Origin of the sequence: Corynebacterium sp. HMSC073B01, from assembly GCF_001838255.1 — a bacterium.
Classification (GTDB): domain Bacteria; phylum Actinomycetota; class Actinomycetes; order Mycobacteriales; family Mycobacteriaceae; genus Corynebacterium; species Corynebacterium jeikeium_D.
The window spans coordinates 106,259-120,161 of the sequence record NZ_KV836176.1 but is presented as its reverse complement, the minus strand read 5'-3'; the positions used below and the strand labels follow the sequence as shown (position 1 = coordinate 120,161).

14 protein-coding genes are annotated in these 13,903 nt (G+C 60.0%); all 14 read left to right on the top strand.

Annotated elements, in window-relative coordinates; all coding sequences use genetic code 11:
* The first annotated feature begins 186 nt into the window (after positions 1-186).
* The 14 genes from rplU to holA all read left to right on the top strand — a co-directional run bounded on the left by rplU (position 187) and on the right by holA (position 13,688).
* A complete protein-coding gene (gene rplU, locus HMPREF2849_RS08075) occupies positions 187-495 on the top strand; it encodes a 50S ribosomal protein L21 (RefSeq protein ID WP_005511541.1) in 309 nt (102 codons plus the stop codon).
* Between the two features lie 40 nt (positions 496-535).
* On the top strand, positions 536-793 hold the full coding sequence (gene rpmA / locus HMPREF2849_RS08070) for a 50S ribosomal protein L27 (RefSeq protein ID WP_016422312.1): 258 nt from the start codon (positions 536-538) through the stop codon (positions 791-793).
* Positions 794-1,050: 257 nt separating this feature from the next.
* Positions 1,051-2,565: a GTPase ObgE gene (gene obgE, locus HMPREF2849_RS08065; protein ID WP_049190856.1), complete on the top strand. Its 1,515-nt coding sequence runs from the start codon at positions 1,051-1,053 to the stop codon at positions 2,563-2,565.
* 98 nt (positions 2,566-2,663) lie between these two features.
* On the top strand, positions 2,664-4,013 hold the full coding sequence (gene proB / locus HMPREF2849_RS08060; protein WP_049190854.1) for a glutamate 5-kinase: 1,350 nt from the start codon (positions 2,664-2,666) through the stop codon (positions 4,011-4,013).
* A 175-nt stretch (positions 4,014-4,188) separates the two neighbouring features.
* Positions 4,189-4,902: a class E sortase gene (locus HMPREF2849_RS08055; protein WP_049171011.1), complete on the top strand. Its 714-nt coding sequence runs from the start codon at positions 4,189-4,191 to the stop codon at positions 4,900-4,902.
* Positions 4,903-5,055, top strand: a complete 153-nt coding sequence (locus HMPREF2849_RS11225) for a hypothetical protein (RefSeq protein ID WP_016422316.1) — start codon at positions 4,903-4,905, stop codon at positions 5,053-5,055.
* A 14-nt stretch (positions 5,056-5,069) separates the two neighbouring features.
* Positions 5,070-6,413 carry a glutamate-5-semialdehyde dehydrogenase gene (locus HMPREF2849_RS08050; protein WP_239660012.1) on the top strand — a complete coding sequence of 448 codons (1,344 nt, stop codon included), beginning with the start codon at positions 5,070-5,072 and terminating at the stop codon, positions 6,411-6,413.
* Between the two features lie 21 nt (positions 6,414-6,434).
* A complete protein-coding gene (gene nadD, locus HMPREF2849_RS08045; protein WP_049171017.1) occupies positions 6,435-7,190 on the top strand; it encodes a nicotinate-nucleotide adenylyltransferase in 756 nt (251 codons plus the stop codon).
* Between the two features lie 87 nt (positions 7,191-7,277).
* Positions 7,278-7,736, top strand: coding sequence for a ribosome silencing factor (rsfS, locus tag HMPREF2849_RS08040; protein WP_005511538.1), 459 nt, complete (start codon positions 7,278-7,280; stop codon positions 7,734-7,736).
* A gap of 2 nt (positions 7,737-7,738) precedes the next feature.
* Positions 7,739-8,446 (top strand): histidine phosphatase family protein, encoded by a 708-nt coding sequence (locus HMPREF2849_RS08035; RefSeq protein WP_069359622.1) that lies wholly within the window; start codon positions 7,739-7,741, stop codon positions 8,444-8,446.
* Positions 8,436-9,776: a DegV family protein gene (locus HMPREF2849_RS08030; protein WP_070546419.1), complete on the top strand. Its 1,341-nt coding sequence runs from the start codon at positions 8,436-8,438 to the stop codon at positions 9,774-9,776. Before HMPREF2849_RS08035 ends, HMPREF2849_RS08030 begins: the two co-directional genes overlap by 11 nt.
* A 126-nt stretch (positions 9,777-9,902) precedes the next feature.
* Positions 9,903-10,673 carry a ComEA family DNA-binding protein gene (locus HMPREF2849_RS08025; protein ID WP_242451371.1) on the top strand — a complete coding sequence of 257 codons (771 nt, stop codon included), beginning with the start codon at positions 9,903-9,905 and terminating at the stop codon, positions 10,671-10,673.
* Entirely contained in the window at positions 10,657-12,633 is a 1,977-nt protein-coding gene (locus tag HMPREF2849_RS08020) for a ComEC/Rec2 family competence protein (RefSeq protein ID WP_070546423.1), read from the top strand. Before HMPREF2849_RS08025 ends, HMPREF2849_RS08020 begins: the two co-directional genes overlap by 17 nt.
* A complete protein-coding gene (holA, locus tag HMPREF2849_RS08015; RefSeq protein WP_005511539.1) occupies positions 12,630-13,688 on the top strand; it encodes a DNA polymerase III subunit delta in 1,059 nt (352 codons plus the stop codon). Before HMPREF2849_RS08020 ends, holA begins: the two co-directional genes overlap by 4 nt.
* Positions 13,689-13,903: the final 215 nt, after the last annotated feature.

The window sequence follows — 13,903 nt, the reverse complement described above, 5'->3', positions numbered from 1 at the left end:
TGCCCACTGGTGCTTGAGGCGCTGGTGGTAAGGAAACGGCCAGAGCGGGGAAATCTACTCGGATTTGGCTTTCGGGTATGTCCCTGAAGTGTTCTGCACACGCAACTAATCGCAATTCCATTGTCCAGTCAAGGAATTACAAAGATTCCTTGAGTCGAGTTTCTCAGATAAAGGGGTAGCCCTCCTATGTACGCGATCGTCAAGACCGGCGGCAAGCAGTACAAGGTTGCCGAAGGTGACCTCGTCAAGGTCGAGAAGATCGAGGGTGAGCCGGGTTCGTCCGTGGCTCTCACCCCGGTTCTGCTCGTCGATGGCGCAGATGTCATTGCGGATGCCGACAAGCTTGCCAACGTTACCGTTAACGCAGAGATCGTCGAGGCCGCTAAGGGCCCGAAGATCCGCGGCATGCACTACAAGAACAAGACTGGCTACAAGCGCCGCTACGGCCACCGTCAGCCGCTCACTGTTCTGAAGATTACCGGCGTCTCCAAGTAAACCGCCGAAATTCCAATTAGCTTTTCCCTAGGAGAAAATCATGGCTACTAAGAAGGGTGCATCCAGCACCAGCAACGGCCGCGACTCCGAAGCTAAGCGCCTCGGCGTGAAGCGCTTCGGCGGCCAGCAGGTTAAGGCAGGCGAGATTCTCGTTCGTCAGCGCGGTACCTCGTTCCACCCGGGTGAGAACGTTGGCCGTGGCGGCGACGACACTCTCTTCGCTCTGAAGGCAGGCGCAGTCGAGTTCGGTACCCGCCGCAACCGCCGCATTGTCAGCATCGTTGAGAATAACTCCTAAGAACAACCCCCGGTTGTCCACATAGGATTACTGCAACGTTGAATATGAGGCAGGTTTAACTGCCTTGCAGAAGAGCCGATTCCTTTCCCACTGCGAAAGGTAATCGGCTCTTTTGTTGTTTATGTACTGTTTCGCGCTTTTAGGTTGCGAGGCAGCGTTTTGTTACCGCCTAGACTTCTGCCCGTCGGCTCGCTTAAATTAGGGCATTACTCCAGGCACTAGATGATGGCTCTCCGCTCGGAAGTGTGTGTGATTTTATGTCTCGTTTTGTAGATCGTGTCGTACTGCATTTGCAGGCCGGCGACGGTGGTCACGGCTGTAACTCGGTGCTGCGTGAAAAGTTCAAGCCACTCGGCGGTCCCGATGGCGGTAACGGCGGCCACGGTGGCGACATTGTGCTGGCCGTCGACCCGCAGATTCACACTCTGATGGACTTCCACTTCCATCCCCATATCAAGGCTGCCAACGGTAAGCCCGGCGCGGGTGATCACCGCAATGGTGCTCGCGGCGAGGACCTGGTTCTCGGAGTGCCGGAGGGCACGGTTGTGATGACCGAGGATGGGGAAGTGCTGGCGGACATGACCGGTAAGGGGGCCCGCTTCATCGCCGCTGAAGGCGGTTACGGTGGTCTGGGCAACGCAGCGCTGGCGAACAAGAACCGCCGTGCGCCGGGCTTCGCTCTCCTCGGTGAGCCTGGCGAGGCCAAGGATCTTGTCTTGGAGCTCAAATCCATGGCAGACGTTGGACTGGTGGGCTTCCCGTCAGCTGGAAAGTCCTCGCTGGTCAGCACCTTGAGCGCTGCTAAGCCGAAGATTGGTGACTACCCATTTACCACGCTGCAGCCGAACCTGGGTGTGGTCAACGTTGGCTACGAGTCCTTCACCATCGCAGATGTGCCGGGTCTTATCCCGGGGGCGTCTGAAGGCCGTGGTCTTGGGTTGGATTTCCTGCGTCACATTGAGCGCTGTGCTGTGCTGGTGCATGTGGTGGACGCTGCTGCGCTGGAGGGCGACCGCGATCCGGTCTCTGACATCAAGGCGTTGGAGACGGAACTCGCCAACTACCAGTCGGTGCTGAAGGCCGACGTGGGGCTTGGGGATCTCGCAGAGCGTCCGCGCGTCATCGTGCTGAACAAGATTGACCTGCCCGATGCTCGCGAAATGATTGACATGCAGCGCGAGGAGCTGGAGAAGTTCGGCTGGCCGATTTATGAGATCTCTACGGTGACGCACGAGGGACTCAAGGAGCTGACCTACGGCCTGAAGGATCAGATTGCCGCCTACCGCAAGGCGCATCCGTTGCCAACAGAGCAGGAGCCCCGTGCGGTCATCCGTCCGGAAGGTGTGCGTGGCAAGAAGCGCGAAGGCGCGGACTTCACCATCGAGCGCGATCCGAATACCCCAGATGGGTTCATTGTGCGTGGCCGTAAGCCGGAGCGCTGGATTAACCAGACGGACTTCGAAAACGACGAGGCAGTCGGCTACTTGGCTGACCGCCTGGCCAAGCTTGGTGTAGAAGATGCCCTGGCAAAGGCTGGGGCAACGGTTGGCTGCCCGGTGACGATTTCCTATCTCACCTTCGAGTGGTACCCGCAGCAGGTCGCGGGCACCGATGACTTCGTGCCGAGTGGCCGTGGTACCGACGATCGTCTCTACGTCAACGAGCGCACTAGCGCCGAGCAGCGTAAGCGTGCATCGCAGGCCCGCCGTGGTCTGATTGACGAGTACGATTTCGGAGATGGCGAAGAGGCTATTCGCGACCGGTACTCATAGTCGCGGGCGACAGCGTCGTCGGCAAGCGAAGACTTCAAACTTGCATTTTGCCATTGATTGTTTAAACAATTATATAGTCAGAATTACATTAGACCGTCATGTTTTCCATTAGTGAAATGAGTGAGTCAGTTATCCCTTCCGACACCGTTGCCAACGATGTTGACGTCACTGGAGCAGATGCATTAGATGCCCCGGTAGCTACCGCGCCGAAGTCTGGATCGGACGCGCCGATTTCCCGTGAGGAGGTCGACGAGCTACTTCACGACAATCCTGAGTCCACCGTCGCTGAGATTGAAAAGGCGACTGAGAATTTATCTCCGGGAACCAAAGGCGGTTTCGATTCCGAGACTCGTGAGGCAATTCGGACCGCGAAGCGCGTCGTGGTGAAGATTGGTTCTTCCTCGTTGACCGGATCTGACGGTCGTACCGATCCCGAACGCATCGACTTCATTGCCGATGCCCTGGAAAAGCGTATGGGCTTTAGCGATGTCATTGTCGTGTCCTCCGGCGCGGTGGCATCCGGAATGGGGCCGCTGGGGCTGACTTCGCGTCCCACTGATTTGGCGACCAAGCAGGCGGCTGCAGCTGTGGGGCAGGTGCGCCTGGCACAGGAGTGGGGACGCTCCTTCCTGCGCTATGGCCGCACTTCTGCACAGGTGCTTTTGACCTCGGACGATGCAGGTGTGCGTTCGCGTGCCCGCAACGCCCAGCGCACTATCGACCGCCTGCGCCAGCTGGGTGCAGTGCCAATTGTCAACGAAAATGACACGGTCGCGACCTCGGAGTTCCGCTTCGGCGACAACGACCGCCTCGCCGCCCTGGTCAGTCACCTGGCGTACTGCGATGCACTGATTCTGCTTTCCGACGTCGACGGCCTCTACGACCGCAACCCGGCCGATCCAGGTGCGACCTTTGTGCCAGAGGTGCGCAGCGGTAACGACTTGCGTGGTGTTATCGCCGGTGACGGTGGAGCACTGGGCACCGGTGGAATGGCCTCGAAGGTGTCTGCCGCACGCCTGGCTTCGCGTGCTGGGGTGCCGGTGCTGCTGACTTCGGCGTCCAACATTGAGCGAGCACTTGACCAGGCAGACGTGGGAACGGCTTTCGCCGCGAAGGACAACCGCTTGAGCGCCTGGAAGTTCTGGATGCTCTACGCAGCGGATAGCTCGGGCCTGCTTCGCCTGGATGCCGGCGCGGTCGACGCTGTGACCCGCATGCGCAAGTCGCTGCTCCCGGTCGGTATCACCTCGGTTGACGGTGAGTTCTCCGCTGGTGACATCGTCGACCTGATTGGCCCGAGCGGTGAGGTCATCGGACGCGGCGAGGTCAACTATGACTCTGAGGAGCTGCTGGGCATGATCGGCTACCACACCGAGGAATTGCCGAATGACATGCAGAAGCCTGTCGTCCATGCCGACTACCTGTCGGATTTCGCCTCCCGCGCTTAGGAGAGCGTTGCGCTGAGAGCTGCAGCGCTTAAAGACGCGCACCTGGGCGCGCCCGGACAGAGGTGCCTCGGCAAAGACCGGCTGAGTGGGGACTAGCTGAGTGCGGACTGGCTGGGGGGAGGAGCGCCTGAGCGCGGACTGCCTGGATGAGGAACTTTCGGGCATAATCCTAAGTGTGTTATCGAAAATTATTGGCGTCATCGGCGAGTTGCTCTTGACAGCTGGAGTGCTGGTGGCGCTCTTCGCCTTTTATCTGCTGTACTGGTCTGGTCTTGAAACTGGGAAAGCTCAGCAGCAGGCTCGTGATGAGCTGCAGCAGGCATGGTCCGCACCGGCATCGGCCGCAGCTCAGGCGCCAGAAGGCACGGAGCCAGCTGTTGAGGGCTCCTGGGTGCCTGGCTCTGCGGTGGCGATGATTTCCGCTCCTAAGGCCGGTTTTAGCGATTTGGTCGTATTCGAAGGTGTCTCTCAGGAAGTTTTGCGCGGTGGCCCCGGCCATTATCCGAGCACAGCCCTTCCGGGGCAGGTGGGCAACAGCTCTTATGCCGCCCATCGTGACGGCCACGGAGCTCCCTTTGACAACATTGACCGCCTGCAGACGTGCGATGACATCACCGTAGAGACGCGTGATGCTATTTACCGCTACAAGGTATTGCCGGTCGACGGTATGGCTGGCGCAGGGGAAAGCTTCGACTGCGTGCCAGAAGGAACTAACGTCCCCGAGATTCCCGGCCAGCACATTGTCACTCCAGACCGCGCCGATGTCCTCAATCCGGTCGGTGACGCGACTCTACTTACGCTGACTACCTGCCATCCGCAGTGGGACAACACTCATCGGCTCATTATTCACGCGGTTCTCGCCGGTGTTGAGACCAAGGAGGTCAACTAGATGTACGCAGCTTTTTGGCGATCCCTGCCGGGTCCGTGGTGGGTGAAAGCGATCATCACCATCGTGATTGCCGTCATCGTGTTCCTGCTGTTGATGAATTACATCTTTCCTTGGGTTGCTGAGCTAATTCCTTCAAATGATGTCTCACTCTAGTTATGCTGGTAGGCATGACTGCTCAAACGAACGAAACTGCTAACACCATTCAACAGGGCATTGCCGAGGATTCGGCTCTTAGCCCGGAGCGTGCTGCTGAGCGCGCCGAGGTTTTAGATAAGGCACAGCGTGCCAAGGCTGTCGCGGGAGAGCTGGCTCGCTTTACGTCGGCACGCAAGAACGAGCTCCTGCTGGCCGCAGCAGATGCGCTGGTCGCCCGTACTGAAGAGATTCTGGTAGCCAACGCCAAGGACATCGAGGCCGGTAAGGCCCGTGGTTTTAGTGACTCCCTGCTGGATCGCCTGCGTCTTGACGCCAATCGTGTTGAGGGTATTGCCGGTGGGCTGCGCCAGGTTGCGGCCCTGCCGGATCCGGTAGGCGAGGTGCTGCGGGGAAGCACTCTTCCTAACGGCATTAAGCTTTCCCAGGTCAGCGTTCCGCTGGGCGTGATGGGCATGGTCTATGAGGCTCGCCCGAACGTTACTGTCGATGCCTTTGGTCTGGCGCTGAAGTCGGGCAACGTGGCCTTGCTGCGTGGCTCCAAGTCCGCCGTCCACTCCAACACGCAGCTGGTCGCGGTTTTGCGTGAGGTGCTGGCCAACCACGATGCACCGGAGGACCTTGTTCAGCTGCTGCCGTGTGAGACCCACGATTCCGTGCAGGATCTCATCACTGCCCGCGGCCTGGTTGACGTAGTGATTCCGCGCGGCGGTGCCGGTCTGATTGAGGCCGTCGTGACGAAGGCAACGGTGCCGACCATTGAGACCGGTACCGGTAACTGCCATATCTACATCGATGCTTCCGCCGATATCGACGAGGCGATTGCGCTGATGATTAACGGCAAGACCCGCCGTCCGAGCGTCTGTAACGCCACTGAAACGGTTCTCATTGACTCGGCGCTGTCCGCGCAGGATCAGGTCCGCATTTTGGACGCGCTTGCCGACGCGGGCATTGCGGTCCACGGCGATGTCGATAATCTGGCGGCCTCTGGGTGGACCGGTGAGGTCATTCCTGCGACGGAAGAAGACTGGTCGGATGAGTACCTTTCGCTAGACATTGCCGCACGCATTGTCGACGGTGTGGTGGCCGCGACGGATCACATCACTGAGTACTCCTCGGGTCACACGGAAGCTATCTCTGCACGTGACTGGGGCGTGTGCCAGGAGTTCGTCGACCGTGTTGATGCTGCCGCTGTCAGCGTCAATACCTCCACTGCGTTCACCGATGGTGAGCAGTACGGTTTCGGCGCAGAGATTGGTATTTCCACCCAGAAGCTGCACGCCCGTGGGCCCATGGGGCTGCCGGAGTTGACCAGCAGCAAGTGGGTTCTGGCTGGTCGTGGACAGACTCGTCCGTAGTGCCCGGGTAAAGTGCCAGTCATGATTAAGCGCAAGAAAAGTGTGCGGTCGCGAGTACACGCCGCGTTGACAGCGAAGTCGGCGGAAGCGCCCCGGCAGCGCATTGGCGTAATGGGTGGCACTTTTGACCCCATTCACAATGGTCACCTGGTTGCCGCGAGCGAAGTGGCAGACCGTTTTGACCTCGACTTTGTGCTTTTCGTGCCCACGGGTGAACCGTGGCAAAAACGCGGCCGGAAGGTCTCTCACAGCGAAGACCGCTACCTGATGACGGTCATTGCCACTGCGTCGAACCCGCAGTTTTCGGTCTCGCGGGTTGATATTGATCGGCCGGGTGCGACCTATACCGTCGATACGCTGCGGGATTTGAAGGTCATCTATCCCAACGCGGATCTGTTCTTCATTACCGGTGCCGATGCGCTGCAGAAGATTATGACGTGGCGGGACTGGGAGGAGATGTTCGACGCAGCAACGTTCGTCGGTGTCACTCGTCCAGGGGTTCACCTGCGGGCAGAGGACCTGGAAGGAATCGACGCTTCACGGTTGCACCTCATCGAGATTCCCGCCATGGCTATTTCTTCTACCGATTGTCGAAAGCGTGCGGAGGCAGGACGCCCTGTTTGGTACTTGGTGCCGGATGGCGTGGTGCAGTACATCGCTAAGCGGGGTCTGTACCAGTCTGCTGAGGGCACGGTTGGTTCTGTGGGCCCCGCATCGGTGAACTCGACCTCCGAGGATGCGGCATCGGTGGATGCGAAGTCCGATACCGCGGACTGAAAGTTAGCAAAATCCCGCTGAGACGGTAAGTTACAAGTACAAACGCTGTTTTTCACGACTTTTAATCACAAGGAGCTGAAGTCTTTCGTGACTGCACAACCACGCGCCATTGAGCTGGCGACCGCCGCGGCGAAGGCCGCCGATAGCAAAAAGGGTGAGGACGTCGTTGTTCTCGATGTCTCTGGCCCGGTGGTGATTACGGACGCATTCGTCCTGGTCAGTGCTGACAATGAGCGTCTGGTTGCCGCAATCGTCGACGAAATTGAGGACGATCTGCGTGACCTCGGCGCAAAGCCGGTTCGCCGCGAAGGTGTCCGTGAGGGACGTTGGGCGCTGCTGGATTACGGCGACATTGTCGTGCATGTCTTCCGCAGTGAAGAACGCGACTTCTACGGCCTGGATCGACTGTGGCGCGATTGCCCGCGCATCGAGGTCGAGGGCATCGAGCAGCCGAGCAACGAGGACGGCGAAGATTCCGCCCGCAATGCTCGTTCTATCGACGAGATTCCGCTGGCTGCCGAAAACCCGGACACGGACGAGTTTTAATTGTGGCGGGCTCACGCGAGGCACATGTTGCCGCTCGACGTCGCCTGATTATGCTGCGGCACGGGCAGACCTCGTATAACGCTACCGGCCGCATTCAGGGACAGCTGGACACGCAGCTTTCCGACGTTGGTCGCGAGCAAGCCCGTACTGCGGCGCAGTACCTGGCGGAGGCTGAACCGCGAATCACAAAAATCGTGTCCTCTGACCTGACCCGGGCAGCCGACACCGCCCGCGCGCTAGCCGAGGCCACCGGTGCAGAGTTGAGTTTTGATAAGCGCCTGCGTGAGACCAACCTCGGTGAATGGCAAGAGCGCACCTACGACGAGATTGACTCCGCGTTTCCCGGTATGCGTGACCACTGGCGCCATAATCTCAACTGGGCACCCAAGGGCGGCGAGACCCGCTTTGAGGTCTCCAACCGAATGCTGGCGGTCATTGCTGAGCTAGCGGCCAACCCCGATTGGGAGTCGGATACCTTTGTGCTCGTGTCCCACGGTGGTGCCATTGCTGCCGCTACCGCAGCCCTGCTGCAGATGCCGCGCGACTACTTCAGCACGTTCAACGGCCTGGGCAACACTGCGTGGGTCGAAATGGAGCAGCGCACGCGCGTCAATGGTGAGACCTCCTGGTACCTGAATGCTTTTAACGCGAAGGTCCGCGAGCGGGAGTCGCAGGTTTCTGATTCTTCAGGAGGCCGCCATGCCCGGTGACGGTCGCGTTCGCATTGTTGTTGATGACACCGCGTGCTTGATGCCCGAGGTTGCCCGCAAGCTCGACATCACCGTGGTTCCCATCGGCCATGACATCAATGAAGACGCCGTCACCACGTCGGCAGTCAGTCCACTGAAGCTGTGCGCCGCATATGCGCGTGCGCTGGAACGCTCCAACAAGGATGGTTCTGACGCTGGCGTTGTCGCCCTGCATCTTGGCAAGGGAATGTCCGCTACCTGGTCTAACGCTGTCACCGCTGCTGGTGCGCTGGACCGTGTGACCGTCATCGATACCGACACCGTCGGAGCTGGAGTCGGTGCCGCTGCCATCGCGGCGGCCAAGGCTGCGAGGGCCGGGGCCAGTCGTGATGAGGTTGCCGATGTAGCGCGTGATGTGCTGCAGCGCTATCGACTCTGGTTGTTTGTACCAAAGCTTGATTCGCTACGTCGTGGCGGTCGCATCTCCGCGGGCCAAGCGATGCTTTCTACGGCTCTCGCTATCAAGCCCATCGTCGGCATCAAAGATGGCTCACTAGCGCTGGTCGCCAAGTGTCGGACAGAGGCGAAGGTCAAGCAGCGCATGGTGGATTTTGCCACGAAGATGGTGCGGTCCGCGTCATCGGCGAACCGTCCGCCTGCGGTATTGCTGCATCATTCCGATGCGCTTGACGACGTTCACGAGCTCCAGGCCATGCTTGCCGAAGAGCTACCCGACGATACCCGGTTTAGAATCCTGGATTTGCCGGAGTCTCTTACCGCTCATGTCGGGCAGGGAGCCTATGCAGTTGGCATGGTCTCCGGTGGCTCGATTGATTCGAATGCCATGGATTTTGAAACAGAGATGGGCGTGACAGCGCTGCTCCACAGTGTGGAGGAGAGTGACGCGCCTGCTGTTGATGCTGTGGCTGCAGACGCGGTAGACGACGATTCCGGGAACATAGACAATTCCGGTGACTCTGCTGACACGGACGGTTCGGCTGAAAACGCTGGCACCACAGACCCAGGTGAGCCGATCACCGATCAGGCTGCGGTGAAGGTAGTTGAGAATCCGGCTGCCAGTCGCAACCGCAATAAACGAATCCATCGCACAGTAGTGACTAATGAACAGGGAATTCCGCTTTTCACCACGGCGGTTTCTAAATTGCCAACGTGGAGTGAGAATCGCCAAGCAGCTCTGGATAAAGCTGAGCGTCTGGCGAAGGCTATCTCTGATTTGGCGCTGCGCGATAAGTCCGATCCCGAGGGAGCTGTATTTGGCACCGATGGGGAGAAATCGCGGGAGTCGTCGTCAAGCGACAAGCGTGATGATGACGGCGACGAGAAGAAGTAGCGGCTGAACTGCGAAGATGATCTGGCCTGTGGATAACCTCCACAGGTCATTTTTTATCCACAGATGACGCCTTGATGAGTGCTTTCGTCAAGGTGGGGTGTGGTGCGGGGCGCTAGGGTGCGCATCGTGACGAATTTGCGGAATCGGCTGGCGGACTATCTGGAACCGATTGATCAAGACAAGCGCATGGCGGTGGACTTTTCCACGCGCCGGGCGGTGGTGACGCCGCGGGTGGCGATGGCTGCGTGCCTTGTGATTGCGGTGTTGGCTGTTGGAGCAATCGCTGCGGTGGTGTGGCCGTCGACGCCGCAGGTGGAGATGCCTGCGGTGCAGGACGCGGCTGTCGCGGGGACGACACCGGAGACGACCGAAACCCCAGCGGAGGCGCCTGGCGGTCCGGGGCAGGAGACTAACGCTCAGGCACAGGTGGGGCCGTTGATTGTGTCGGTGGTGGGGTTGGTTGTGAATCCTGGCGTGGTGGAGGTGCCAGTGGGTGCGCGGGTGGTGGAGGCAATTGAGCGTGCGGGTGGGCTTTTGCCGGAGGCTAATCCTGCCAGCGTGAACCTGGCGGCACCGTTGGTAGATGGTCAACAGATTGTGGTCGGGACAGAGGCGCTGCCAGCAGGGACGGCGGAGGGCGGTTCCGATGTTTCTGGCGGTTCTGGCGCCGGTGCTGCAGGCGGGGCTGACCCGGGTGGCTCTGACGGAAAGATCAACATCAACACCGCCACTGCTACGCAGCTGGAGGAATTGCCCGGAATTGGACCCGCAACAGCGACCAAAATCATTGACTTTCGTGAAAAGAACGGGCCTTTTGCGAGTATCGACGCACTTGAGGAGGTACCGGGAATCGGCCCGGCGAAGGTAGAGGCTCTGCGCGATGCCACCACCGTCTGACCTGCGCGCTCGTGCTGGGCTCGATGTGCGGCTAGTGCCAGCAGCGGTGTTGGCGTGGGCGACTGCGGTGGCGGTGATCATGCGCCCAGAATGGGCGATAGTTGTGGTACCGAGCTCAATCGCGACTGCGGTGGCGTTGCCGTGGGCGTGGCAGCGTTGGTCGTGGCGATGGGGCAGAGGTGCGGTGACCTCCGGCTGGCGAGCAATCGCCACTATCGTGGTGCCAGCTGTGGCGGTGGCCAGCGTTGCGGTGGCCACGCGAATCCGCATAGCGCAAGCCCGAGCCCATGAGCTCTATGAGGACATTGGTGGGATGGCGAAAGTGCAATTGCGCCTCGTCACCGAGCCGAAAGCAACCGAGTTTGGGGCCAGTGCGAAGGCCCGCATCGAAGGTCTTCCGGGGCAGGTGACGGCTTTCGGCGACGAGTCACTGTTGGCTATCACGAGAGACACCGTAATTGAATCCACAGCCGGTATACGTGTGGCCAGCAAGCCCTGCATTAGTGGTATCCAGCTGAATCTGCGCGGTGATGTTGAGGTCATCGCGCCACCACAGGGGCTGGCAGCTGACGTGAGGCAGCAGCTCTTTGACTCGGCGCAGAATCTCCCCGTTGGTCCCGACCGCCTGATTCCCGCCATGGCCATCGGCGATGAGCGCGGCTTTAGCCTCACCGATGGCGATGTGATGACTGCTTCTGGGCTTTCACATCTATCAGCGGTCTCTGGAGCGAACGTTGCGCTTGTTGTCGGGGCTGTTGTAGCCGTGTTTTCGTGGGCTGGACCGCGGGTGCGCGTCGCAGTCGCCGCGCTTGCCCTGTATGGCTTTGTGGCAATTGTGGGTACAGAACCGTCAGTGCTACGCGCGGTGGTCACCGGCTGCATTGGGCTGTTGGCGATTCTTGTAGGACGAGCTGGCCAGGCCATCGCGGCGCTGTCGGCTGGCATTATTGGGTTGATTCTCCTGGCTCCAGACCTATCGGTATCAGTGGGCTTCGCCCTCTCGGTCGCAGCCACCGCCGGGTTAGTCCTTCTTGCCGAGCCCCTTGCCAGACGCCTGTCCGCCACCACCGTTATGGGTACCTGGCCCGCCCCAGTAGTCCGCGCCGTCGCCGTATCGATTGCCGCACACGTGGTCACCATGCCCGTGTTGGCGCTCCTTATCGGCGAAATTAGTCACGTCTCACTGCTCGCCAATCTCCTCGCCGCGCCCGCCGTCGCACCGGTTACTATCGCTGGTTCGCTCGCTGCCGTTGCCGCCGCACTGCATCTCAATTGGCTGGTCAGTGCGCTGCTCTGGTGCGCCGCGCCGTGCGCATGGTGGATTCATCAGGTCGCACGCCTCGCTGCGGGAATCGTCGCGCCCGCCACTGGGACGGTCACGTTGGTCATCTCCTGCACGCTCACGTTCGCATGCTTGACGGCGCTCTGGGCGTGGCCCCGTCTTGCGCTCCGCGCTGGTTGCTTCGCAGTGGTACTTGCCGTCTGTAGTTACGCGGTTATTTGGGTGTTCGGGCTGGACATTGCGCGTGCCCCACAGGGGTGGAAGGTTGCGGCCTGTGCGGAGAAGAACCAGGTTGTTCTCATTCACGCGGAGGCTGTCGGAGAACCCGCCAACCATGTGGCATCGGTTGGTTACCCTGCACCGACCTCGCTCAGCCGGCAGTGCCGAATTGCACTCGGACTCACCGAGGAAGAGGCGGGGTACGTCCAGGTGCTCGATGACACCACCAATAACCCCACGACAGAAACCGTGGCGGTGGAGTCCCCGTCGTACATCGCTGAATCCGTGAGCGGCCAACCGTCCCAATCAGGCCGCTCACCCCAGTGGTTTATCGCTCGCGAGTGTGGTCCGCGCGTGCGAGAAACCGTAATGACACCCGAGCAGATTCCTGTGGTGTGCCCGCAGCGAGATGGGCCGCAAGCCCTGTATTCCAATGGTGAAGTCTGGCGAGGAAGGTGAAATCCGGGCTGTCCCGTAGGCTAGAAACAACAGTCGCAGGAATTAACGCGGAAAAGAGGTCGGGATTGAGCGCCGTCGCACCCGTGAATTTGATTGTGGGCAAAGAGGAGCTGCTGAAAGACCGCGCCCGCCTCGCCATTGTCGCTGCCGTCCGCGCGCAGGCAGCAACGGAGTCCGATCCGGGTGGACGCTCGGTGCCTGTGACCACCATCCGCGCAGGGGACATGACCACTGTCGATGCCGTGGAGCTCTTCAGCCCTTCGTTGTTTGGAGATGACCGGATCGTGGTTGTCACCGACTGCCAAGACGCCGGCAAAGAGCCTGCCAAGCTGTTGATGGATTCGGTTAAGGATCCCGCGCCGGGCATCACGTTGATTCTCCTTCACAGCGGTGAGGGGCGTCAGAAAAAGATGGTCGCTGACCTGCGCAAGTTGGGGGTCCGCTTTTTCGAAGCTCAACCGCTCAAGCGAAACGACTTGCCCGGTTTTGTTGGCGAAGAGTTCGCCTCACACGGGGTTAAGGTGCGTCGCGACGTCATCGATACCGTCCTGGATGCGGTCGGTTCAGACCTCCGCGAGCTGGCCACCGCCATTTCCCAGCTGTGTGCGGATACCGCGGGCAAGGTCACCTCGGAAGCAGTGCGCACCTACTACGGTGCTTCGGCGGAGGTTTCGGGCTTTGAGATTGCCGAGCTCGCACTGCGCGGCCGGGGTGGGGAAGCGTTGGCCAAGATGCGCCGTGCCTTGCAGCTGGGCATGGCACCGGCACTGCTGTCGGCTGCAATCACGGGAATGGTTGGTGATGTAGCTCGGCTCCACGGTGCACGTGGTGTCAATGCGCGTAGAGATGCCCACCGCTATGGCATGCCGCCGTGGAAGTTGGAGAAAACTCAGCGGTTGGCATCTGCCTGGTCAACCCCGGCGGTTGCTCGCGCTGTGGTTGTCGCGGCACAGCTGGATGCAGACACCAAGGGAGCCTCATCGACGCCGGAACTATCGCTGGAACAGTCGGTGCTTCGTATCGCGGAGCTGGCCCATTCGTCCCATCGGCGTTAAAATTTACGGGCTGCAAATGTGAAACTGTGTGAGTTTATGACACTTTCAAGCCATTTTTCAGGCCATTTTTGTCATAAACGTAGTCAGTAACTCGCATCGCCCCACCGCCGCCAGCCATAAACGCAGCCACTAACTCGCGTTGGGGTTAAATAATAAAAACCGCCTCCCGCCACATCCGAAATGAAATCGGAAAATAGCAGGAAGCGGTTAATTTC